This is a genomic window from Mycobacterium sp. (genome assembly GCF_019243155.1).
In the GTDB taxonomy this organism is placed as follows: domain Bacteria; phylum Actinomycetota; class Actinomycetes; order Mycobacteriales; family Mycobacteriaceae; genus Mycobacterium.
Window position 1 is genome coordinate 1 of sequence record NZ_JAFAUS010000128.1, and the last position, 21,609, is coordinate 21,609.

Here is a 21,609-nt window from a genome sequence, read left to right on the forward strand (position 1 = left end):
TTCGGCGGCCTGGCCGCCCTTGCGGCACTTGAACTCATCGACTGGCCGGTGGCTCTCGTCATCGCCGCCGGGCACTTTTTGGCAAGCAACCACCACAACAAGGTCCTCGAAGAAATCGGCGAGGCGATGGAAGAGGCCTAACGCGCCCCATCACGAACAGGTCGTCGGCGCCGAGCCACAGTACGAGTGGAAATCGCGAAGCCAGGGTCGTCGCCACCGCCGCTCGGACCTCGCTCGGCCAATCTCGCGGCGACCCCAAACGGGTGGCCTGCCCAGTTGAATTCGGCAAACCGGCGGCCCATCTCGCCACCCAACGACACCGCGGCCGCGAGATCGGCCGGCAGTCCCGCGTTCATCGCGAGTTGCGCTGAAGAGCTTCCGACAGCGTCGGGTAGATGTCGACGATGCGGTCCAGTTCGGTCACCTGGATCGGCCGAAGCACCTGGTCATGGTCAGCCACCAGACGGACCGTCGTGCCGGCTTGCTTGCCCTCCTCGTGGCAGTCGAGCACCGCGTTCAGTGCCGCGCTACCGAAGAAGTCGACCGCCAGCAAATCGACGATCAGTAGCCGGGCCGGGTGCGTCTCGGCCTGCTTGAGCGCGCCGGTCAGGTGAGCGGTCAGCCCGTCGGCGGTACTGGAGTCGACATCGCCTTTGACGCGAACGATCACCGCGGCGTCCTCCGCCTCGTACTCGACCACCAGCACAACCGAAGATTAACCCGAGCCCCGCCCACCTTGTCGACGTATTGGTTCAGTCAGCCCACGGGCTCGGGGGGAATGCGTTCGTGCACCGTCAGCAATACATGGTCGAACTGACTCTGCAGCGCGGCCGTCGGCGCTTCCAGGATGCTGACCTCGGCGAGCAACTGCTTGGCGAGCGCCCGCAGCTTCACGTTGGTCTCCTGGGACCGCCACTGCAGCACCCGAAACGCCTGATCGGCGCTGACCCGGTAGACGTACATCAGCACGCCTTTGGCCTGCTCGATCGCCGCGCGGTTCTCGAACAGGTCCGGTAGGGCGGCATCGAGCACTTCCTGGCGGGCCGCGTCGAAGGTGTTCGCGAGGTCGATGTAGTAACCCTCGGTGCCCAGCACCGCGCCCGACTCGTCGAGCATCCGGTCGGCCACCACGATCGCGTCGTGCACGTCGCCCGCGGTGTCGATGAACCGGTGCCGGCTCGAGAACGACTCCTCCGATTGCAGGGCGTAGTCCAGCAACTCCTGGACGTGCGCACGGTCGTCGGGATGTTTGTGCGACAGGAGCAGTTTCGTCGTGGGCACGACGGCACCCGGTTCGTAGCCGTGCATCCTGGCGACCTCGTCGGACCATTCCCACCGTTGACCGACGAACCAGAAGCGGAAGGCGCCGACGTTCAGGTGTTGCGAAAGCGGTTCGGCCATGCCGGAAGGCTGCTTGCCGATCCCGTCGACGGTGTCTACATCCGTTCGCCTGCTCTCTTGCATGTTTGCATCTTCCCATTCAGGGGACGTTTCCGGCTGCTTACCAGACAAAATCCCGCCAGCACTGCCGAGCGGGGTGGTGTGGGGGTAACGTCGCGTGCGGTCCATCCATAAGACGCGGGAGCGCACGCCGAGTGTGCTGAGAGGACGGCTTGGGGCCGTCGACCGTACGAACCTGACCGGGTAATGCCGGCGTAGGGAGATGAAAATATGACTGATGTTCTGTCCCAGGGATCCAAGCTCGTCGACCCGGCCATCACCACCGGGCCGATCGCGGGGAGCAGCAAGGCCTACCGCGACTTGGACGGAGTGCCCGGCGCGAAAGTGCCGTTCCGGCGGGTGAACCTGTCCACCGGCGATCACTTCGACCTGTACGACACCTCGGGTCCCTACACCGATCCGGACGCGGTGATCGATCTGACGACCGGGCTCCCGCCGCGGCCCGGGCTGGTCCGCGACCGCGGCACCCAGCTGCAGCGCGCCCGTGCCGGCGAGATCACCGCGGAGATGGCGTTCATCGCCGCCCGCGAAGGGATGCCCGCCGAGTTGGTGCGCGACGAGGTCGCCCGCGGACGTGCCGTCATTCCGGCCAACCACAACCACCCCGAGATCGAGCCGATGGTCATCGGCAAGGCCTTTGCGACCAAGGTGAATGCAAACATCGGCAACTCGGCGGTCACGTCGTCGATCGCCGAGGAGGTCGACAAGATGGTGTGGGCTACCCGTTGGGGTGCGGACACCATCATGGACCTGTCCACCGGCAAGAACATCCACGAGACCCGCGAGTGGATCCTGCGTAACTCGCCCGTGCCCGTCGGCACGGTGCCCATCTACCAGGCGCTGGAGAAAACCAAGGGCGACCCGACCGAACTAACCTGGGAGCTCTACCGCGACACCGTGATCGAGCAGTGCGAGCAGGGTGTGGACTACATGACCGTGCACGCCGGCGTGCTGCTGCGCTACGTGCCGCTGACGGCCAAGCGAGTCACCGGCATCGTGTCCCGCGGCGGCTCGATCATGGCGGCCTGGTGCCTGGCGCACCACCGGGAGTCGTTCCTGTACACCAACTTCCACGAGCTCTGCGAGATATTCGCCCGTTACGACGTCACCTTCTCCCTCGGTGACGGACTGCGGCCGGGATCCATCGCCGACGCGAACGACGCGGCGCAGTTCGCCGAGCTGCGCACCCTCGGCGAGCTGACCAAGATCGCGAAATCCCATGGCGTGCAGGTGATGATCGAGGGCCCGGGCCACGTCCCGATGCACAAGATCGTCGAGAACGTGCGCCTGGAAGAGGAGTGGTGCGAGGAGGCTCCGTTCTACACGCTGGGTCCGCTGGCCACCGACATCGCGCCCGCCTACGACCACATCACCTCCGCCATCGGCGCCGCCATCATCGCCCAGGCCGGCACCGCGATGCTGTGCTACGTCACGCCGAAGGAGCACCTCGGGCTGCCCGATCGCAAGGACGTGAAGGACGGGGTGATCGCCTACAAGATCGCCGCGCACGCAGGCGATCTGGCCAAGGGTCACCCGCACGCCCAGGAACGCGACAACGCTTTGAGCCAGGCGCGTTTCGAGTTCCGTTGGAACGACCAGTTCGCGCTGTCACTGGATCCCGACACGGCGCGGGAGTACCACGACGAGACGCTGCCCGCCGAGCCCGCCAAGACCGCACACTTCTGCTCGATGTGCGGACCGAAGTTCTGCTCGATGCGCATCACGCAGGATGTCCGCGACTACGCCGCCAAACACGGACTCGAGACCGAAGAGGACATCGAGGCCATGTTCGCGACCGGCATGGCCGAGAAGTCGGCCGAGTTCGCCGAGCACGGCAACCGAGTGTATCTGCCGCTCACCCAGCCGTGATCGCAAGCGCGGCGCAGCCGGGCGCAGCGGGTCACGGCTCATCCAACCCAGCCGTGATCGCAAGCGCGGCCGTGGCGGGTCACCGCAATTCGGCACAGTGAAATACCTGCCGCTGACTCCGCCGGGCAGCACGCCGCCGCGAGTGTTGTCCATCGCCGGGTCGGATTCGGGCGGCGGTGCCGGCATCCAGGCCGACATGCGCACCATGGCGCTGCTGGGCGTGCACGCGTGCATCGCGGTCACCGCGGTCACCGTGCAGAACACGTTGGGAGTACAGGGATTTCACGAGGTTCCCGACGACGTGGTCGCCGGGCAGATCGAAGCCGTGGTCAGCGACATCGGCATCCAGTCCGCCAAGACCGGCATGCTGGCATCACCGGGCATCATCGACACCGTGGCCGCCACCTGGCGCCGGCTCGGGTTGACGGTTCCGCTCGTCGTCGACCCGGTATCGGCCTCCATGCACGGCGACCCGCTCATGGCGCCATCGGCCCTGGATTCCCTTCGTAGCCAACTGTTTCCGCTGGCGACCCTGGTGACGCCGAACCTCGACGAGGTTCGGCTGCTGGTGGACGTCGACGTCGTCGACTCGACCTCACAGCGAACAGCGGCGAAGGCCTTGCACGCGCTGGGCCCGCAATGGGCGCTGGTCAAGGGCGGGCACCTGCGGTCATCCGAGCGCAGCTGCGATCTACTCTATGACGGTGCGCAGTTCTACGAGTTCGACTCCGAGCGGCTGCCAACGGGAAATGACCACGGCGGCGGTGACACGCTTGCGGCCGCCATCGCCTGTGCACTGGCGCGGGGCTTCAGCGTGCCCGACGCCGTCGGCTTCGGAAAGCTCTGGGTCACAGAAAGCTTGCGTGCCTCCTATCCGTTGGGCCGCGGCCACGGCCCGGTCTCCCCATTGTTCAGGCTGTCATGAACCTGGATGAGATCGCCGGCATCGCGCACGAGCCGAAAGGCACCCCGAAAGGGGTGGCGGTGCTCACGCATGGGGCGGGCGGCAGTCGGGAATCGATTCTGCTGCAAGAGATCTGCGATGAATGGGCTCGCCGCGGCTGGCTCGCTGTGCGGTACAACCTGCCCTACCGTCGACGCCGGCCCACCGGGCCGCCGTCCGGTTCGGCCGCCACCGACCGGGCCGGCATCGTCGAGGCGATCGCGTTGTGCCGCGGTCTTGCCGGTGGTCCGCTGATCGCCGGCGGTCACTCCTACGGCGGTCGGCAGACGTCCATGGTGGTCGCCTCCGAGCAGGTGCCGGTCGATGCGCTGACGCTGTTCTCCTATCCGGTCCACCCACCGGGTAAGCCGGAACGCGCCCGCACCGAACACCTGCCCGACATCAAGGTGCCGACCGTGTTCGCCCACGGCACATCGGACCCATTCGGTACCCCCGAGGAGCTGCGCGAGGCCGCCGCGTTGATCACGGGGACCACCGCGGTCGTCGAGATCGCCGGGGCACGACACGATTTGCGTTCGAAGACCTTGAACGTGCCCGCGCTGGCGGTCGATGCCGCGTTGCAGCTGCTCGGACGGATTTAGTCAGCTAAAACTGGACAGTTTTGGCTGTCTAATTTAGGCTGGTGTCGTGGACGGCATCGACGAGTCAGCGATTACGGCGGCCCGCGAACTGCGGGTGATGTTCAGCCGGCTGCGCCGTCAGTTGAGGGGCCTCGCCACCGACGACGACCTGACCCCCTCGCAGACGGCGGTGCTCATCCGACTCTGGAAAGAGGGCGCCTCATCGGCGAGCGTCCTGGCCGGAGCCGAAGGCGTACGTCCACAGTCAATGGCCACGATAGTGGCCGCTCTCGAGCAGCGAGGGCTCATCGAGCGCACGCCCGACCCGGAAGACGGTCGACGGCAACTGATCTCGTTGACCGAAGCGGGTCGGCAACGTGGCGAGAGTAATCGCCAAGTGCGTGAGGAGTGGCTGGCGAGCGCCATGCAAGAGCGCTACACCAAAGCCGAGCGTCGCGTCATCCTGGACGCGTTGTCGCTGCTCGAGCGCCTCACCGAACACTGACATTCCGAAAGGACTGGTGCTGCAATGGAATTGGGATTGCATTTTATCGACTTTCTGCCGGGTGACGCGGCGCGTCTGGGCCCGACGCTGGCCGACGCGGCCAAGGCTGCCGAGCAGGGCGGCGCGACGCTGTTCACGCTGGCCGATCACTTCTTCCAGATGGAAGCCATGGGACGCGCGGAAGACCCGTTCCTCGAGGGCTACACCTCGCTGGGTTTTCTGGCCGGCCAGACGACCACGATCGACCTTGGCCTGCTGGTGACCGGCGTGACCTATCGCTACCCGGGACTTCTGGCGAAGGCGGTCACCACGCTGGACGTGTTGTCCGGTGGCCGTGCGGTTTTCGGCATCGGCGCGGCCTGGTATGACCGCGAACACCACGCCCTCGGCTTCCCGTATCCGCCGGTGGCCAGGCGCTTCGAGATGCTGGAAGAAACGCTGCAGATCTGCCGCCAGATGTGGAGCGACGACAACGGCCCCTACAACGGCAAGCACTACCAACTGGCCGAGACAATCTGCGAGCCGCAACCGATTCGGCGTCCCCCGATCCTGATCGGTGGTGACGGCGAGAAGAAGACCCTGCGCCTCGTCGCGCAGTACGCCGACGTCTGGAACAGCACGGTCTACGACCCCGACGAACTCAAGCACAAGGTCGATGTGCTCGATCGACACTGCGAGTCGGTGGGCCGCGATCCCGCCGAAATCCGCAAGACCGTAGGGTTTTTCATCGATCCCTTCGAGGACCTCGACGGTTACCTCGCCACTGCGGAACGCTTCGCGAAGCTGGGCTTCGACATGGTCAACGCCGGTCCGTTCCCCGGCAACCCGGATCCGGTCGGCTTCATCCGGCGTATCGGCGACGAGCTGATTCCCCGGCTCGCCGAAATAGGTTGACCCGGTTGGCTATTCGTCAGCCGGGATAGCGTGAGTAGCACGCGTCCATGTTGCCGGCCACGCCGCCTCGGAACGCTGCTATTCGCGTGAAACCGGCAGGGACGCTGGTGCCGTCCGCATCGCTGGCGACCATGCGATTGGTCAGCAGACCGGCAACCGCTTCGTCGAGGTCACCGGCGGTCAGCAGTAGTTGATTCTGGGAAGGCAGCTCGATCGGTTCGGCCATCTTGCGGTGCGCCACACCGGTCAGGCAGGCCGTCCGCAGCGCGGTCCACGGGCTCTGCATCGGTAGCCCGCGCTCGTGCTGCACCGCCAGCGCGTACCTGGACATCACGACCGACAGGGCGGTGTCGTCACCCTGCGGCAGGGTGTGTTCGTTTTCGTCCGAGACCTTGCCCAGGGTGGCCAGTGCGGGCAGGTCGATCGCGATGGTGTTGGTGGACGGGCAATACGACGCCGGCGGGCTCGGTTTGGCATCCGTGCAACCGCCGGTCTCATAGGTCAACGTCGGCGGCGCCTTCGGTGTGAAGACCTTTCCCAGCAGTTCCATCAAGGTCGTCAGGGTGTCCTGGTTGATCGGGACCTCACCGGTTTCCGGATTTCCGGTGTCGCTGTCGATCCGCAGGGCGTTGGGCAGGTCGCCGCGGCGCTGTTCGATCTCTTTCTTGTCGATCCCCGCGCAGGCCGAGGCGCCATCGATGAAGCCCATTTGGAAAGCGCTGACCCGGTCCAGCGCCGAACCGTGTTCGTCGTCGTTCTGGGTGTCGCTGTCCATCACGGGGTCGCGGGTGGTGATGATGCCCGCCAGTACATGGTCGAGCCCGTCGGCGGTACTCAGGGTGAAGCGCGGCGATTTGCCGTCGGCCACCCAGAAAAGATAGACACCCGCGAAGCAGTCGGCCTGCTGCTCGCGAACGATGGTCGCGTCTCGTCTGGTCACGAGTTTCGCCATGTGCTGCAAGGCGTGTCCGAATTCGTGGGCCAGCACACCGGTGACGGACATGTCGCCGAAATACTGTTTCGCGATGGCGAGGAAGACGCCTCGGTCCCAGGCGATCAGGTTGCAGCGCGAGGTGTAGAAGGCGTTCACGAGCTTGTAGGTGTCACTGTGGCAGACGATCGGACTGTTCGGGCTGTTGGAGTCGTAGGACACCAGCTTGTCGACGGGCACGAAACTGCCCTTCAGCGACTGGCTGTAGACCGACTTCCAGTAGTCCTGGATGTCGTTGATCGATTGCAACGCGAGCTTGTCGATCGTCCCGTTGTCGGTGTTGACCACCTTGCCGGTCGGACTGGGGGCGTTCGAACGGATCCCGCTGGGGCCGTTGGTCGCGGGCAGACCACCGACCCGGAACGGGTCGTTGAGCATCGACAGCGCGCGCCCCTCGACGAAGGTCGTACACCCGGCCACCACGAGCACCGCCGCCGCACATGCGGTTACCGCCCGCACCCACTCCGCCGCCCGATTCCGCGCGTGGTTACCCATAAGGGACAGATTCTAAGGCAGCAAACATTCCGTTTCCGGACTCTTGCTAGAAAGGCGGTGGCTCCCCGCCACTGTGGCTAATGATATTGCGGCTGCGCCGGCGCTCGGAGGCGATGCGATGTGCGCGGTTCTGAGCGCGAGTGGTGGTCCGCAGCGGCATCATCGCGGTGCGGTCGCCGCACCGCTCACCTCTCCCCGCTGGTGCCGGAAAGTCACCGGTGGGCGCGCCAAGCGTCGGGAAGAGCAGCGCGCTGCCGGGAGTGGTGACGTAGGTATGGCCGCCCGGAAGCGTCCAGATGACCGTGCCGTCCGGAAGCTGTCGGTCGCGCCACCCCCAGAAGGTTTTGATCAAATGGTGAACCCGGCAGGCATTTCAGGTTCGACGGGTGAGTGGCGCCCCCGTCGGCATACGGGATCGTATGGTCGAGATCGCATTCGACGGCCGGACGATCGCAGCCCGGCGCCCGGCAGGTCAAGTCGCGGCACCGGACGAAGTTGGCCAGTTTGGCCGATGGAATGTATTGCGGTTCAGCGGCAGTCGGCGTGACGAGCGGGCGCAGCCTGGCGCTCAAGACGAGCTCTTTGACCAGCGGCGCTGGAATCACCTCGGCGCCGTCCAACGTGGCCGCCGGTGCGCCACTGCGCCCCTCCAGCGTCCCTTGCTCAGCAACCACATGAATGACCACCGGCCCCGGCAACCGGCCGCCGGCCGCGCATTCGGAACCTTCACAGCGACAGCCCAGCCGGTCGGCTGCCGCGGCCAGTGCCCCCAGGGCGTCGGCACGACGCTGATCGCGGGTGCGGGGGTCGTGCTGACACACCGTGTCCGCCAGCGCATTCAAGCGCATGTCCAGGGCCTTGGCATCCGTACCGAACAGCCTGCCGTGCATCTCGGACATCCCCGGCTCGGATTCCCAGATCGACACCTCGCGGTTTGTCATGCGCTCTTGGCTGCGCCTTACCGCGTCGGCATCGACGCGCGCCACGATCCGATCCACCTTGGCGGCCAAGCGGCCCCGCGTCATCGATGGCCAGCGCGGCACCCTGATCGCCAACTCGGCATCGACCTGACCGAGCACCGTAGCGTCGGTAATCAGGTCGGTGCGGTACACCAATCGTCTGAAACAGCGCGTAATCGATATCGCCTGCGCGAAATACCGCCGCCACCTCCGGCAGCCGTTCGCGCATCGCGAGTGCGTAGCGCATATAGCTGCCGGCCATCGCCAGGCTGATCCGCAACGCCGCAGCCACTTCGGCGCCCACCGCCGCCCAGGTGTCGACGGCCCAATCCTGTTGCTCGCCACGCTCGACGCGGCGCAGCTCGAACAACTCCCCGATCGCATCGAGCCGCGCGGCCGCCGCCTGAGCCTCAGCCCGACGAGCGGCGCACATCTGCTCAATCAGCGCACACGACCGGTCACTCTCGGCAGGCTTCCAGTATTCGTGCAGCCGTGTATCGAACATAGGTTCGAATATAGCCGCACCCCCCGACACCCCCGGGCGACTAGGGGACCCGGGAGCGATGCCGTTTGTCGTGCGGAGGAACGCCGTTGACGCCGCCAATCGACTCCGCGTAACTGCCCACCGCGTACCCGACGGCAGATCCCATGGCCGCCAACGCGTCCCGGTTGATGTTGTCGACGGTGTCGCGCGGGCTCTGGTAGTTGGGGTCGAACGGAGCACCGGCCTGACCACCCCAAAGCCGCGCCTGCACAGTCGTTTTCGGCTGCGCGGACGCGGTGGTGAGGCCACCGATCGGCACCCCCGCGACCATGAACGGGTGATAGTCGGTCCTGGTGCTCAGTGGCATGTCCGCCGGGTGCTTCCCGGCCAGGCTCAGGTAGCCCGCCAGCGTGCGCTCGATGCCGGCCGAGCCGTCCGGCACGTCGGCGTATGACACCCCGGCCCCGGGTGGACCGGACTGATCGCCATCATCGGTGAAGAACCCTGCGTTCGGCGAGCCCAGCATGGCGAAGTCCAGGTACATGGCGATGTCGTTGAGTTGCTCGCGATCCATGCCAAACACGTAGTCCGTGGCGCCGTTGATGCCGTTCTCCTCGGCGCCCCAGAACACGAACCGCACCGCGTTGTTCACCGGCGCGAGCGGGCCCAGTTGCAGCGCCGTCTCCAGCACCGCGGCAACCCCGGAACCGTCGTCGTTGATCCCCGGACCGCCGCGCGGGCTATCGAGATGCGCACCCGCGATGATCACGTCGTGCGGCGAACCGGTCTTGGTCTGCGCCAGCACATTCCGCGACGTGACCTTGACGTTGCGGGCATCCAGCACCAATGGATCGGCGCGGTCGCGTGAGCCAACGCGGCGGCGCCCAAGGCACCCACCACGGCGACCGGCACCGTCAGCTGCTTGTAGTAGCCGGGGCTGAACAACGTTGGTGGGGCTCCCTGACCGTTGGGCGCGCTGACCACGATCAGCGCGCCCGCGCCCTTGGCGACCGCGGTGTTCTGTTTGTCGACCACCGAACAACCGGAGTCGTCGACGACGGCGATCGCGCCCTTGGACACCGCGGCCGGGTAGTCGTTGACCGCGCAACCCGATGGCCGCGTGGGCCGTACGGTCGGCGCGGTCAGCCCGCCCGGCGGTGTTTGGACGAGCAGCGAGGCCTGGTCGACCTGATAAGTGGAGCCCGCAACCGTCAGCGTCGGCTTACCCGGGGAAACCGCGTACAGCCGGTCGAACTGTGGGGCGGATACCTCGAAACCCTTGTCATGCAACGCTTTAGCCACGTAAGCGACGCTGGCGTCATAGCCCCGTGTGCCTTCGGCACGGTTACCCTTGTTGGCGTTCGCGATGTCCTGCAGAGCGCGCAGGTGAGAGAACATGTGGTCGACGGTCACCTTCGCGGCCAAGACCTGGCCAAGCTCCGGAGCCGCGGCGGGCGGCCTCGCCGGCGTCGACGAGCAGCCCGCCAGCAGCCCGGCCGTCAACAGCAAAGCCGACCCCCGCCGAACGGTCATGACTTGTCGAGTACGTGCCGCGTGCGGTCCTCGATGGCGGGGATTCCGTTGTGCCCGCTGAGATCCTGCGCATACAGCCCCACCGCATATGCGACGCCGCCGCCGTTGATCCCCAGCGCGGTGCGGTCGATGTGCTCAAGGGTGTCGGTGCTCTGGTGATAGTTGGGATCGAAAGGCTGGTTGGCGTTTCCGCCCCACAGCTTGGCTTGCTCATCGGATTTCTTGCCCTCGGCACCGGAGAACAGGCCTCCGGACGGGATACCCGCAAGCGTGAACCCGTCGTAGTCGGACCGCCCGTCGAATTCGGTGTCCTGCGCCGTCTTTCCCGCTGACTTCAAATAGGCGACCAGTGTGCGCTCGATTCCGGCCGATCCCTCGGGCACCACGGGTTGGCCGCGGGCGCCGGGCGGCAGCGACTGGTCGCCGTCGTAGGTGAAGTAGCCGGGGTTGGGCGATGCGAGCATGTCGAAGTTGAGGTACAGCGCAATGTCCTTGAGCCCCGGCAGGTCCAGCGACTCGACGTAGTTGCGCGACCCGATCAGTCCGAGTTCCTCGGCGCCCCAGAAGCCGAACCGCACCGCATTCTGCGTCGAAGGTGAATTACCAAGCTGCACGGCGGTTTCCAGCACCGCCGCCACGCCCGACCCGTTGTCGTTGATGCCCGGACCCGCTGGGACGCTGTCCATGTGCGCGCCCGCCATCACCACATCGTGCCCCGATCCCGTCTTGGTCTGCGCGATTACGTTGCGGGCCTTGAAACTCTGCACATTCGCATTCAGCTTGAGCACCGTGGGCCCCGGCTGGGCGCGCAACTGCACTCCGACGGACTTGGTCACGCTGACCACCGGGATCTTCACGTCGGTGTTCGGGCCGAGGGTGCCACCCATCTGTTGTTCGTCGACGTTATCGACGACGATCATCGCCACAGCCCCGCGCTTCGTCGCGGCGTCTTCCTTCTGCGAGAACGGGCAAGTGCCACGGTCCACCAACACGACCGCGCCCTGCACCGGCAGGCTGCCGTAGTCGGAAGCCGCGCAGGCGGGTTCGCTGCCGGCGGGCGCGGCGACCAACGGCCCGCTCACGCCGTCCGGCGGTGTCCCGAGGCTGAAGTCGAGCGGATGCGATTCCACCGGCTTGCCGCCGACGGTCACCACCGGCTTGTCGGAGTGAAAAACGCGCGCCGAGAATTCGGGCGTTTGGACGTCAAACCCACTGTCTTTCAACGTCTTTACCACGTAGTCGACGGTGGCCTCATAACCGGGAGTCCCCACCGCCCGAGTGCCGTTGTTGGCGTTGGCGATGTCCTGCAGCTTCGAAAGATGCCCCATCATGGCGTCGGCCGTCACCTTGTTGCGCAACGTGGAGGCGAACTCAGCCGCAACGGGGTTGACGGACGACTGCGCGGGGGTGGTCGACCGGTGGAAACAACCCGTTGGAACTGTGGTCACGGCGATCACGGCGACCAGCACCGGGATCGTCTTGAATCTGTTCCCCATCGCGGCCAAGGTTAGACCGCCGCCCAGGCGGTCCGCCTCAGGACACGGCGGTATCAGACGTGCAGTCCAGTGAACGGCGCAAAGGGAAGGTTGCGCACGACGAACCACACCACGACGAGCGCCATGGTCACCGCCGCCGACCAGCGGTAGTGCTGCCAGCTCCGGATCCGCCGGCCCACCAAGCGCCCGTAGGTCCAGGAGAGGTACGCCCACACCAACAGCACGACAGCCGCCAGGCCAAGAGCATTGAACCTGGCGGCCGCCGTGACATTGCCGTGCATGAGCGAATACACCATCCGCAGGCTGCCGCATCCGGGACAGTCGATACCGAGTAGAGCCTTCGTGGGGCACACCGGCAGCGGGCCGTTGGGGGTGGTGGGGTCACCCGCCCAGATGGCGGCACACATCATCGTCGCGGATGCCGCCACCACCAGTGGCGCACCCAAACGAAGCGGAGCCGAACTTTGGCGGGTGACCGTCATCGCGACGGGCTCAGAACATCGCGGCGAGCGCGTTGTTGGTGTCGTTGTTCAGGCCACCGGTCGCGATCAGGATGCCGTAGATGATGGCCACGACGATGCCGGCGACGACCGACCAGATCACCCATTTACGGGCGCTGTCGGCGGATGCCTGTGCCTCGGCGTAACGCCCCTGCGCCCAAAGCCCGTTGACTTGGCTCGACTTGACGATCGCCACGATCCCGAAGGGAAGGCAGCAGAACAGGGTCGCCAAGATCGACCACACCAAATAGTTACTCGGTGATTGGCCACCGGGCGGTTGCGGCGGGTAGCCGGGCGGCGGCGGCTGCGGCGGGTAACCGGGCGGAGGGGGCGGTTGTGTCATCGATTCTCCAGTCGCGCGAAGTTAGCTGGCGTGAAGCGCTGTCAACCCTACCGGAGCAATGTCACGACGGCGTAGCAATGTCGAAATCGACTTCGGCCCTGGTCAGGAGCCTGGCAGCTACCGCGCACGGCGGCCTCGCGCGAAACTGGTGGGGCACTGTGTCCGGCATGAAAGACGCTGAGCACCAGCGTTTTTCGATATTTCTGTTGCCTATGCCCAGGACAACGGGAATGATGCCCAGATAGACAATTGCCGACGGAATGTGTTGCATGGCTATGATATTGCCCCCACTTAGTCCTACGATCCTATTGAGCAGGAGCACCGTTTTCGGGTGAAATCGCATGTGGGTTCACCCAACCGTTAGGAGCCAAAGGATGTCTCACCTCAGCAACGCGTTGCGCGCCACGGGGGCCGTGGTGCTGATGGGCGGTTTCGCCGTACCGGGTACGGCCACGGCAGACCCCGCCAACACCGGCAATCCGTCGGACATCAACACGCTGGCGGGCTCGCTGTCAAAGGGCTACGGCCTCAACAACTGCACCCCCCAACCCATCACGGCCGGCGAACTGGCGGCACTGACCTGCGGGCAAAGCCCCGACCCGAGTGGGCCCGTTCAGGCCAGATACATCCTGTTCAGCAACGGCGACAATCTGGCCGGCTCGTTCAAGACCAGCATCAACGACGATGTCCTGACCAACTGCGGGGACAGCGGCCAATCACCGACCAGCTGGCATCAGGGCAGCTCCAGCTCCAGTGCCGGGCAGGTGGCGTGCGGGACTTATCAAAACGCGGCCGAGATCATCTGGACCATCGACTCCAAAAACATCTTGAGCTACATCCGCGGATCCAACACCGACGCCTCGGCGCTTTACCAGTGGTGGCGCGCCAACGGCTGACGTTTACAGTTGGGCCGCAACGAGTTCCGCGACGGCCCGCATCCCGGCGGCGTTCGGATGCAACAGCGCCGGCCGACCCGGTAGCGGCACGCCCGGCTTGATCGTCCACGGCTCGGCCGACCACGCATGATGCTGCCGGCTGGCGGCGCCCGCGCGGGCGACCTCGCAGCCGGTCGCCGCCGCCGCGTCGGCGGTGGTTCGCTCGAGCGTCGCGGCCACGTAGCGGCCCAGTTCGGCATCGGCGTTCGACAACGGCGGAGCCGCGCCGTCGGGCGGCAGGATCGTCAGGTAGTCGACGAAGAAAACGCGGGCCCGCGGGGCGCGCTCGCGCACGGCACGACCGACCGCGCACAACGAGTCCAACACGGCGTCAAGCGCCCGGTCCCGCTCGTCGCGGTCCAGCAGTTCCGATATGCGGTTGCGCAGCAGGGGCAGCCGCTGCACCGGGCGCGGCAGAGCGGCGGCCAACAGCAGCGGAACGTAGCCGACGTCGTTGCCGCCGATGGTGATCGTCACCAGGGTCTCGGAGCCGTCCAGCGCGGAGATCTGGGGCGGCGCGCCGCGCTGCTCTTCGGTCAGGACGTGGGCGGTGGTGGCGCCGGAGAAGGTGACGTCGATTAGTTCCAAATTCAGTCGCTCGGCGAGAAGGTGCGCGTAATTGCGTGCCGACCGACCCGACCACCTGGGCGCCCCCGCGGCCCGCGGCCGGATACCCGGACCGGCAGCCATCGAACTGCCCAGGGCCACATAGCGACTCATCGTTGCGGGCTGGATGCCTGCGCCCAGAAACGCTTGGGGATCCGGCCGGCCCGCCGGGCCAGGTAGCCGGCGGTGACGGCGCCGGCCATCGCGGTGGCCATTGCCACCGGATCGGCGGCCCGGGTCACCGCGGTGGCCAACAGCACGGCGTCGCAACCCAATTCCATCGCCATTGCGGCGTCGCTGGCGGTACCGATGCCCGCGTCGAGCACGACCGGGACGCCGGCGCCGGCGACGATCATCTCGATGTTGTGCGGGTTGGTGATGCCGAGGCCGGTGCCGATCGGTGAGCCCAGCGGCATGACGGCCGCACACCCGACGTCCTCCAGCCGTCTGGCCAGCACCGGATCGTCGTTGGTGTAGGGCAGGACGATGAAACCGTCGTCGACCAATTGCTCTGCGGCCCTGACTAATTCGACGCCATCGGGCAGCAGGGTGCGTTCGTCCGCGATCACCTCGAGCTTGATCCAGTTGGTGTTCAGCGCCTCGCGGGCCAGCTGCGCGGTCAGCACCGCCTCGGCGGCGCCGCGACAGCCCGCGGTGTTGGGGAGTGGCGTGATGCCAAGGCGGTTGAGCAGATCCAGCAGCCCGGTCCCGCCCTCGGCGTCGACCCGGCGGATGGCGACGGTGGTCAGCTCGGTGCCCGACGCGACCAACGCCTCTTCGAGCACCGCCAGGTTGCTCGCTCCCCCGGTCCCCATGATGAGTCGCGAGGCGAAGCTGCGGTCGCCGATCGTCAGTTTGGCATCAGCCACCCTGCACCGCCGTCACCACTTCGAGCCGAGCACCGTCGAAAAGCGCTGTGGCCCAATTGGATCGCGGCAGCAGGGTATCGTCCATCGCCACGGCGACGCCGCGGTCCGGAAATCCCAGCGATGCCAACAGCGCGGCGACCGTGATTCGGTCGTCGACCTCTACCTTTTTCTCATTGACCACGACGATCATCAGTGGGCTCCTACCCCTGCTCCTATTAAGGCCAGTTCGGAAACGATGCGCTCGGCCGTCCACGGCGCCAGCAGGAAGCCGGATCGGCCGTGGCCCGTGGCGACCAGCGTTCGTGTGTCCAGGCGCTGCACCAACGGCAGGTTGTCGGGCGTCATCGGGCGCAGCCCGGCCGCGCACTCGGCGAATTCGTATTCGCCCAACCCCGGCAGCACCGCGCACGCGTCATCGAGCAGGTCGCGCACTCCCGATACCACCGGGGCGACGTCGCGGCCATGCTCGTATTGGGTCGCGCCGACCACCACGCCATCCGAGCGTGGCACCAGGTACACCTGCCGACCGTGGACCCGGGCTCGGATTACCCGCTGCGGCAACGGCATACAGCCCTTGCGCCAGCGCAGGCGCAGCACTTCACCCTTTACCGGCCGCACCGGCAGGCCGGGCCACAGCGACGGCGCGTCGATGCCGTTGGCGATCACCACCGCGTCGGCTTCGACGTCGGCCAGGTCGCCTACCGGCGCGGCCCACCGCACCCCGCGGCGCTCGCAATCGGCGCGCAACGCGTCCAGCACCGCCCGGTTGTCCACCGCCAATTCGGTGGGCGCCCGAAACCCGTGCCGGATGCCTTGTGCCAACAGCGGTTCCACATCGCGGGCGGCCGACTCCCACACCACCGGATGCCCCTGTTCGGACAACCAGTCCGCGACGGTGCGCAGGTCCGCGACGTCGGCCCGGTCGACGGCCACCACCAACGACTCCCGTGCGGTGACCACTTCGGCGGGTAACCCGTCCAAGAAGCCGCCTTCGCGCCACAGCCGCAGTGACTCCAGGCCCAGCCGCAACAACCGCTCTTCGCCCGGCCAGCCTTCGCTGTGCGGTGCCAGCATGCCGCCGGCGACCCACGACGCACCGGTATCGCCGCCAAGGTGCACGCGCACCGACCAGCCGGCCTGTGCCGCGCGGCGCGCCACGGACAATCCGATGACGCCGCCGCCGATGACGGCCAGACAACCGCCCGGTGGGTCCGTTGACATCTGTTGTCTCCCTTCGCCGGCATGATCCGGATCAGGTGTGACGGTAAGGGCAGGCCCGGTTTTTCCGGCTGTGCCCACTCTCAGCCCCGCTCCTGGGACTCCCGTGCTCAGTTCTTCGTGTCCTACGCTAGCGCGCTACCGTCGCGTTGTGCACGAACGAGTGTCCCGTCTCGCATCGGCTCGGCTGTATCTGTGCACCGACGCACGCCGTGAGCGCGGCGATCTGGCCGAGTTCGCCGACGCCGCCCTGGCCGGTGGGGTGGACATCATCCAGCTGCGCGACAAGGGGTCGGCCGGTGAGCAGCGGTTCGGTCCGCTCGAGGCGCGCGACGAGCTGGCGGCGTGCGGAATCCTTGCCGACGCCGCCCGCAGGCACGGCGCCCTGTTCGCGGTCAACGACCGGGCCGACATCGCCCGCGCGTCCGGCGCCGACGTGCTGCACCTCGGGCAGGGCGACCTGCCGCTGGACATCGCGCGCGAGATCGTCGGGCCGAACGCGCTGCTGGGGCTGTCCAGCCACGACCCGGACCAGGCCACCGCTGCCGCCGGCGGCGCCGGACCGGCTCGAGCGGACTACTTCTGCGTCGGCCCCTGCTGGCCCACGCCGACCAAACCGGACCGCAAAGCGCCGGGCCTGCCGCTGGTCAGGGCGGTCGCCCGGCTTGATCCCGACAAGCCGTGGTTCGCGATCGGTGGCATCGATGCGCAGCGCCTGCCCGAGGTGCTCGATGCCGGTGCCACCCGGATCGTCGTCGTGCGGGCCATCACCGCGGCCGACGACCCGCGGGCCGCGGCGCAGCGGCTCAGTTCGACGCTTGCAGCAGCGCGCTGATTCGGTGGCTCAACTGCGACGGCACCTCGTCGGCTGCGCCCGGCATGCACCAGACGAAGACCCCGGAGTCGATCTCGAAGGTGCGCGGCAGGAATTGCCGCCGTTCGTCGCCGTCGCCCAACGGCAGCAAAGCCGGGGCGCTGCGCAGCCCTTGCCAGCTGGCCGCGAAGCCGGGATGCAGCGGCAGGTTGGCCACCTCGCTCTCGGCGACCCAGCGCATCTCGGCGCTTTCCCGGTTGGGCACGGTGTGCAGCAACTCGGGGGCGTCGGCCACGACGGTGGTGTAGGTCCAGTGCGTGCCGGCCATCCCGGCGACCTGGGCCGTGACCACGGTGCCGCGCACCGCTACCCGCTCGGCGAGCAGGCCGGCCTCCTCGTGCGCTTCCCGCACCGCCGTTTCCTGCGGCGTCTCGTGGCTGTCGCGGGCACCGCCCGGCAAGCCCCAGGTGCCGCCCTGATGGCTCCACACCGCGCGATGCTGCAACAGCACCGCCGGCGTGCCGTCCGCCTGCGGCGCCCGCAGCAGCAAGCCGGCCGCACCGAATCGACCCCAGTAGTGGCCGCCGTTGGCGGAGAACACCCAACCGTCGCCGTCGCCCTGCACCGGTCCAGAATATGCAGGCCATCGGTATTCATTTGGTCTGCCTCCACACATCTGCAGCAACATTCTCTTAGAATTCGCTTATATGAGGTTCGTCCAGCGACTAACAGTGGCCGAAAGCTGAGGACTGATCACACGTGACGGTTGAGCTGGCGCACCCGACGACCGAGCCGCTGGGGTCGCGGTCGCCCGTAGAACCGGCACATCCCCGCTGGTGGTTCATCTCGACGACACCGGGCCGCATCTTGACCATCGGAATCGTGTTGGCGGCCCTCGGCGCGCTGAGCGCCTTCGCCACGTCGACAACCATCAACCACCGGCAACAGGTGCTGACGACGGTGCTCAACCACACCGAGCCGCTGTCGTTCGCCGCCGGGCGGCTCTACACCACGCTGTCGGTGGCGGACGCCGCGGCGGCCACCGCGTTCATCGCCGAAGCCGAGCCGCAACCGGTCCGGCAGCGGTACGAGCAGGCCATCACCGACGCGGCGGTGGCCGTGACCAGAGCGTCGAGCGGGCTCACCGACGAACCGTTGGTGCAACTGCTGGGCCGCATCAACGGCGAACTGGCCGTCTACACCGGCCTGATCGAAATCGCCCGGACCAACAACCGGGAGGGCAACCCCGTCGGCTCGTCATACCTGTCGGAGGCGTCGGGATTGATGCAATCGAACATCCTGCCCGACGCCGCGCAGCTCTATCAGGCCACGTCGGAGCGGGTGGACAGTGAGACCACCGCGTCCACCCAGATCCCCGCGCCGGTCATCCTGGTGGTCGCCGCCACCACCGTCTTCGGCGCCTTCTCCCATCGGTGGCTGGCCAAGCGCACCCGGCGCCGCATCAACCCAGGGCTGGTGGTGGGCGGCCTCGCTATTCTCGTCATGGTGGTCTGGGTCGGAACCGCGTTAACCATCTCGACGAGCGCGAGTCGTAGCGCCAAGAACACGGCGGCGGACTCGCTCAAGATCGTGACCAACGTCGCGATCACCGCCCAGCAGGCGCGGGCCGACGAGACGCTGTCGCTGATCCGCCGCGGCGACGAGGAGAAGCGCAAGCAGTCGTTCTATCAGCGCATCGACTCCATGCACCAACAGCTCGACCAGTACATGGTTCGCAGCGACGCCGTCGACAAGCCCGACCTGGAGGGCGCCGATCAGCTGCTGCTGCGCTGGCGGCAGGCCAACGACCGGATCAACTCCTACATCTCGGTGGGTAACTACCGGGCCGCGACCCAGGTCGCCCTGGGCAGCAGCGAAGACGACTCCACGCCCGCGTTCGACAAGCTGGAAGACCAGCTGGGCAAGGCCATGGACCAAAGCCGCACCCACTTGCGCGACGACGTGCTCAGCGCGCGCGGCGGGCTGTCGGGCGCGCAGGTCGGCGGTGTGGTGCTCAGCCTCGGCGCCGCGATCGCGGTGGCGCTGGGCATGTGGCCGCGTTTGAAAGAGTATCGATAATGAGCCATCTGCAACGGCTCCGGCGGGCGGGCGCCGTGCTCGGCACGGCGGTCCTGCTGGCGGGTTGCGGGCACACAGAAACCCTGACCGTGGTCACTCCGCCGACGCTGCCGCCGCCCACGCCGGTCGGCATGCAGCAGCTGCCACCGGAGCCGCCCCTGCCGATGGACGACGCCAGCCAGAACTGCGATCTGACGGCCAGCCTGCGCCCCTTCCCCACCAAGGCGGAGGCGGACGCCGCCGTCGCGGACATCCGCGCCCGCGGCAGGCTGATCGTCGGGCTCGACATCGGCAGCAACCTGTTCAGCTTCCGCGATCCGATCACCGGAGAGATCACCGGCTTCGACGTCGACATCGCCGGCGAGATCGCCCGCGACATCTTCGGCGCCCCGTCGCACGTGGAGTACCGGATCCTGTCGTCGGACGAGCGCGTCACCGCGCTGCAGCACTCCGAGGTCGACGTGGTGGTCAAGACCATGACCATCACCTGCGACCGGCGCAAGCAGGTCAACTTCTCGACCGTCTACCTCGACGCCAACCAGCGCATCCTGGCACCGCGGGATTCGGCAATCGCCAAGGTGAATGACCTGTCCGGCAAACGGGTGTGCGTGGCCAAGGGCACGACGTCGCTGCACCGGATCCGGCAGATCGACCCGCCGCCGGTGGTCGTGTCGGTGGTGAACTGGGCCGACTGCCTGGTCGCGATGCAGCAACGCGAGATCGACGCGGTCAGCACCGATGACTCGATCCTGGCCGGCCTGGTCGAGGAGGACCCCTACCTGCACATCGTCGGACCCAACATGGCCACCCAGCCCTACGGCATCGGCGTCAACCTCGAGAACACCGGTTTGGTGCGGTTCGTCAACGGCACCCTGGAACGGATCCGGCGCGACGGCACCTGGAACACCCTGTACCGCAAGTGGTTAACCGTGCTGGGGCCGGCACCCGCCCCGCCCACACCGAGATACGTGGACTGATGTCCGAACTCGAAAAGCGCACCGACGAGCCGGAAACCGGCTCCGAAGAAGTGGGCCCGGGCACCCAACCGGCCGACACCGCGAGCGGGGCGACATCGGCGCGGATCGAGGCCACCCAGGCGCTGTTCCGCCCCGATTTCGACGACGACGATGACGACGACGACTTCCCGCACATCTCGCTGGGCACCATAGATACCGAGCCGCAGGACCGGATGACGGTGGCGACGCGGGTGCTGCCACCCGTCAGGCAACTCGGCGGCGGCCTGGTCGAGATCCCCCGGATGCGGGACATCGACCCGCTCGAAGCGCTGATGACCAATCCGGTGGTGCCGGAATCCAAGCGGTTCTGCTGGAACTGCGGAAAGCCCGTCGGACGCTCCAGCAGGGACGCCAAGGGGGCATCGGAAGGCTGGTGCCCGGCCTGCGGTAGCCCGTATTCGTTTCTGCCGCAACTCAATCCGGGCGACATCGTCGCCGGCCAGTACGAGGTCAAGGGCTGCATCGCGCACGGCGGGCTGGGGTGGGTGTACCTGGCGGTCGACCACAACGTCAACGACCGGCCGGTGGTGCTCAAGGGTTTGGTGCACTCCGGCGACGCAGAGGCGCAGGCGATCGCGATGGCCGAACGACAATTCCTGGCCGAGGTGGTCCACCCGCAGATCGTGCAGATCTTCAACTTCGTCGAACACGTCGACCAGCACGGGAATCCGATCGGCCTCATCGTCATGGAGTACGTCGGCGGTCAACCGCTCAAGCACGGGAAGGGCGAGAAGCTACCCGTCGCCGAGGCCGTCGCCTACCTGCTGGAAATCCTGCCTGCACTGAGCTATCTGCACTCCATCGGCCTGGTCTATAACGACCTGAAGCCGGAGAACATCATGCGCACCGAAGAGCAGCTCAAGTTAATCGACCTGGGTGCGGTGTCGCGGATCAATTCGTTCGGATACCTTTATGGCACACCGGGTTTCCAGGCGCCCGAGATCGTGCGGACCGGCCCGACGATCGCCACCGACATCTATACCGTGGGCCGCACGCTGGCCGCGCTGACGCTCAACTT

Annotated in this window: 21 protein-coding genes, 3 pseudogenes and 2 riboswitches; of the genes and pseudogenes, 11 read left to right on the plus strand and 13 right to left on the minus strand. The window is 67.0% G+C overall.

Going from position 1 to position 21,609, the window contains the following annotated elements; genetic code table 11:
- Nucleotides 1–141: pseudogene (locus tag JOZ00_RS06230) on the plus strand (hypothetical protein); the annotation flags it as partial.
- Between the two features lie 211 nt (nt 142–352).
- Here the strand turns inward: JOZ00_RS06230 and JOZ00_RS06235 are convergent.
- Nucleotides 353–706, minus strand: a complete 354-nt coding sequence (locus JOZ00_RS06235; protein ID WP_293341247.1) for an STAS domain-containing protein — start codon at nt 704–706, stop codon at nt 353–355.
- Between the two features lie 50 nt (nt 707–756).
- Nucleotides 757–1,401, minus strand: coding sequence for a PAS and ANTAR domain-containing protein (locus tag JOZ00_RS06240; protein ID WP_293341300.1), 645 nt, complete (start codon nt 1,399–1,401; stop codon nt 757–759).
- Nucleotides 1,402–1,568: 167 nt separating this feature from the next.
- Nucleotides 1,569–1,679: riboswitch (TPP riboswitch) on the plus strand.
- Here JOZ00_RS06240 and thiC point away from each other — a divergent pair.
- The 5 genes from thiC (at nt 1,672) to JOZ00_RS06265 (ending at nt 6,253) form a co-directional block, all read left to right on the plus strand.
- Complete coding sequence (thiC, locus tag JOZ00_RS06245; protein ID WP_293341250.1) at nt 1,672–3,330, plus strand: phosphomethylpyrimidine synthase ThiC; 1,659 nt, start codon at nt 1,672–1,674, stop codon at nt 3,328–3,330. Its footprint overlaps the riboswitch before it by 8 nt.
- Nucleotides 3,331–3,427: 97 nt before the next feature.
- Nucleotides 3,428–4,255, plus strand: a complete 828-nt coding sequence (thiD, locus tag JOZ00_RS06250; RefSeq protein ID WP_293341253.1) for a bifunctional hydroxymethylpyrimidine kinase/phosphomethylpyrimidine kinase — start codon at nt 3,428–3,430, stop codon at nt 4,253–4,255.
- On the plus strand, nt 4,252–4,875 hold the full coding sequence (locus JOZ00_RS06255; protein WP_293341255.1) for an alpha/beta family hydrolase: 624 nt from the start codon (nt 4,252–4,254) through the stop codon (nt 4,873–4,875). Before thiD ends, JOZ00_RS06255 begins: the two co-directional genes overlap by 4 nt.
- A 46-nt stretch (nt 4,876–4,921) precedes the next feature.
- Nucleotides 4,922–5,359, plus strand: coding sequence for a MarR family transcriptional regulator (locus tag JOZ00_RS06260; protein ID WP_293341258.1), 438 nt, complete (start codon nt 4,922–4,924; stop codon nt 5,357–5,359).
- Between the two features lie 24 nt (nt 5,360–5,383).
- Entirely contained in the window at nt 5,384–6,253 is an 870-nt protein-coding gene (locus JOZ00_RS06265) for an LLM class F420-dependent oxidoreductase (protein ID WP_293341261.1), read from the plus strand.
- A gap of 16 nt (nt 6,254–6,269) precedes the next feature.
- On the opposite strand, the gene JOZ00_RS06270 is transcribed toward JOZ00_RS06265, so the two are convergent.
- From JOZ00_RS06270 to JOZ00_RS06295, 6 genes and pseudogenes are all read right to left on the minus strand, one after another.
- Complete coding sequence (locus tag JOZ00_RS06270) at nt 6,270–7,739, minus strand: peptidase (RefSeq protein ID WP_293341264.1); 1,470 nt, start codon at nt 7,737–7,739, stop codon at nt 6,270–6,272.
- Nucleotides 7,740–7,785: 46 nt separating this feature from the next.
- Nucleotides 7,786–9,203, minus strand: a pseudogene (locus JOZ00_RS06275) (HNH endonuclease signature motif containing protein).
- Between the two features lie 40 nt (nt 9,204–9,243).
- A pseudogene (locus JOZ00_RS06280) lies at nt 9,244–10,715 on the minus strand (M28 family peptidase).
- On the minus strand, nt 10,712–12,211 hold the full coding sequence (locus JOZ00_RS06285; RefSeq protein ID WP_293341267.1) for a M28 family metallopeptidase: 1,500 nt from the start codon (nt 12,209–12,211) through the stop codon (nt 10,712–10,714). The pseudogene JOZ00_RS06280 and the gene JOZ00_RS06285 overlap by 4 nt, the downstream one beginning before the upstream one ends.
- Nucleotides 12,212–12,264: 53 nt before the next feature.
- A complete protein-coding gene (locus tag JOZ00_RS06290; protein ID WP_293341270.1) occupies nt 12,265–12,693 on the minus strand; it encodes a DUF2752 domain-containing protein in 429 nt (142 codons plus the stop codon).
- 10 nt (nt 12,694–12,703) lie between these two features.
- Nucleotides 12,704–13,054 (minus strand): CD225/dispanin family protein, encoded by a 351-nt coding sequence (locus JOZ00_RS06295; protein WP_293341273.1) that lies wholly within the window; start codon nt 13,052–13,054, stop codon nt 12,704–12,706.
- A 374-nt stretch (nt 13,055–13,428) separates the two neighbouring features.
- Here JOZ00_RS06295 and JOZ00_RS06300 point away from each other — a divergent pair, with 374 nt between their 5' ends.
- Nucleotides 13,429–13,950, plus strand: a complete 522-nt coding sequence (locus JOZ00_RS06300) for a serine/threonine protein kinase (RefSeq protein ID WP_293341274.1) — start codon at nt 13,429–13,431, stop codon at nt 13,948–13,950.
- A gap of 3 nt (nt 13,951–13,953) precedes the next feature.
- Here the strand turns inward: JOZ00_RS06300 and JOZ00_RS06305 are convergent, their stop codons facing one another.
- The 4 genes from JOZ00_RS06305 to thiO form a co-directional block, all read right to left on the minus strand.
- Entirely contained in the window at nt 13,954–14,709 is a 756-nt protein-coding gene (locus JOZ00_RS06305; protein ID WP_293341276.1) for an SGNH/GDSL hydrolase family protein, read from the minus strand.
- Complete coding sequence (locus tag JOZ00_RS06310) at nt 14,706–15,464, minus strand: thiazole synthase (RefSeq protein ID WP_293341279.1); 759 nt, start codon at nt 15,462–15,464, stop codon at nt 14,706–14,708. Before JOZ00_RS06310 ends, JOZ00_RS06305 begins: the two co-directional genes overlap by 4 nt.
- Complete coding sequence (gene thiS, locus JOZ00_RS06315) at nt 15,457–15,654, minus strand: sulfur carrier protein ThiS (RefSeq protein WP_293341281.1); 198 nt, start codon at nt 15,652–15,654, stop codon at nt 15,457–15,459. The genes JOZ00_RS06310 and thiS overlap by 8 nt, the downstream gene beginning before the upstream one ends.
- Nucleotides 15,654–16,685 carry a glycine oxidase ThiO gene (gene thiO / locus JOZ00_RS06320; protein ID WP_293341283.1) on the minus strand — a complete coding sequence of 344 codons (1,032 nt, stop codon included), beginning with the start codon at nt 16,683–16,685 and terminating at the stop codon, nt 15,654–15,656. The genes thiS and thiO overlap by 1 nt, the downstream gene beginning before the upstream one ends.
- Nucleotides 16,676–16,800: riboswitch (TPP riboswitch) on the minus strand. Its footprint overlaps the gene before it by 10 nt.
- Nucleotides 16,801–16,833: 33 nt before the next feature.
- On the opposite strand from thiO, the gene thiE reads away from it, so the two are divergent.
- The gene (gene thiE / locus JOZ00_RS06325; protein WP_293341286.1) at nt 16,834–17,517 is read left to right on the plus strand and encodes a thiamine phosphate synthase; all 684 of its coding nucleotides are present in this window, start codon (nt 16,834–16,836) and stop codon (nt 17,515–17,517) included.
- On the opposite strand, the gene JOZ00_RS06330 is transcribed toward thiE, so the two are convergent.
- Entirely contained in the window at nt 17,489–18,121 is a 633-nt protein-coding gene (locus JOZ00_RS06330) for an NUDIX hydrolase (RefSeq protein ID WP_293341289.1), read from the minus strand. The two genes, thiE and JOZ00_RS06330, sit on opposite strands and share 29 nt — an antisense overlap.
- 134 nt (nt 18,122–18,255) lie before the next feature.
- Here JOZ00_RS06330 and glnX point away from each other — a divergent pair, with 134 nt between their 5' ends.
- From glnX to JOZ00_RS06345, 3 genes are all read left to right on the plus strand, one after another.
- Nucleotides 18,256–19,575 carry a protein kinase G-activating protein GlnX gene (gene glnX / locus JOZ00_RS06335; protein ID WP_293341292.1) on the plus strand — a complete coding sequence of 440 codons (1,320 nt, stop codon included), beginning with the start codon at nt 18,256–18,258 and terminating at the stop codon, nt 19,573–19,575.
- Nucleotides 19,575–20,552: a glutamate ABC transporter substrate-binding protein gene (locus tag JOZ00_RS06340; RefSeq protein WP_293341295.1), complete on the plus strand. Its 978-nt coding sequence runs from the start codon at nt 19,575–19,577 to the stop codon at nt 20,550–20,552. The genes glnX and JOZ00_RS06340 overlap by 1 nt, the downstream gene beginning before the upstream one ends.
- Nucleotides 20,552–21,609, plus strand: a 1,058-nt coding sequence (locus JOZ00_RS06345; protein ID WP_293341297.1) for a serine/threonine protein kinase, incomplete at its 3' end; no start/stop codon positions are given. The genes JOZ00_RS06340 and JOZ00_RS06345, both read left to right, overlap by 1 nt.

What these genes read in the sequence shown, in the direction of transcription:
- JOZ00_RS06240 (WP_293341300.1), bottom strand. Translation starts at nt 1,401, where the DNA reads ATGGCCGAACCGCTTTCGCAACACCTGAACGTCGGCGCCTTCCGCTTC.
- thiC (WP_293341250.1), top strand. Translation starts at nt 1,672, where the DNA reads ATGACTGATGTTCTGTCCCAGGGATCCAAGCTCGTCGACCCGGCCATC.
- JOZ00_RS06255 (WP_293341255.1), top strand. Translation starts at nt 4,252, where the DNA reads ATGAACCTGGATGAGATCGCCGGCATCGCGCACGAGCCGAAAGGCACC.
- JOZ00_RS06265 (WP_293341261.1), top strand. Translation starts at nt 5,384, where the DNA reads ATGGAATTGGGATTGCATTTTATCGACTTTCTGCCGGGTGACGCGGCG.
- JOZ00_RS06270 (WP_293341264.1), bottom strand. Translation starts at nt 7,739, where the DNA reads ATGGGTAACCACGCGCGGAATCGGGCGGCGGAGTGGGTGCGGGCGGTA.
- JOZ00_RS06285 (WP_293341267.1), bottom strand. Translation starts at nt 12,211, where the DNA reads ATGGGGAACAGATTCAAGACGATCCCGGTGCTGGTCGCCGTGATCGCC.
- JOZ00_RS06290 (WP_293341270.1), bottom strand. Translation starts at nt 12,693, where the DNA reads ATGACGGTCACCCGCCAAAGTTCGGCTCCGCTTCGTTTGGGTGCGCCA.
- JOZ00_RS06295 (WP_293341273.1), bottom strand. Translation starts at nt 13,054, where the DNA reads ATGACACAACCGCCCCCTCCGCCCGGTTACCCGCCGCAGCCGCCGCCG.
- JOZ00_RS06300 (WP_293341274.1), top strand. Translation starts at nt 13,429, where the DNA reads ATGTCTCACCTCAGCAACGCGTTGCGCGCCACGGGGGCCGTGGTGCTG.
- JOZ00_RS06305 (WP_293341276.1), bottom strand. Translation starts at nt 14,709, where the DNA reads ATGAGTCGCTATGTGGCCCTGGGCAGTTCGATGGCTGCCGGTCCGGGT.
- thiS (WP_293341281.1), bottom strand. Translation starts at nt 15,654, where the DNA reads ATGATCGTCGTGGTCAATGAGAAAAAGGTAGAGGTCGACGACCGAATC.
- thiO (WP_293341283.1), bottom strand. Translation starts at nt 16,685, where the DNA reads ATGTCAACGGACCCACCGGGCGGTTGTCTGGCCGTCATCGGCGGCGGC.
- JOZ00_RS06340 (WP_293341295.1), top strand. Translation starts at nt 19,575, where the DNA reads ATGAGCCATCTGCAACGGCTCCGGCGGGCGGGCGCCGTGCTCGGCACG.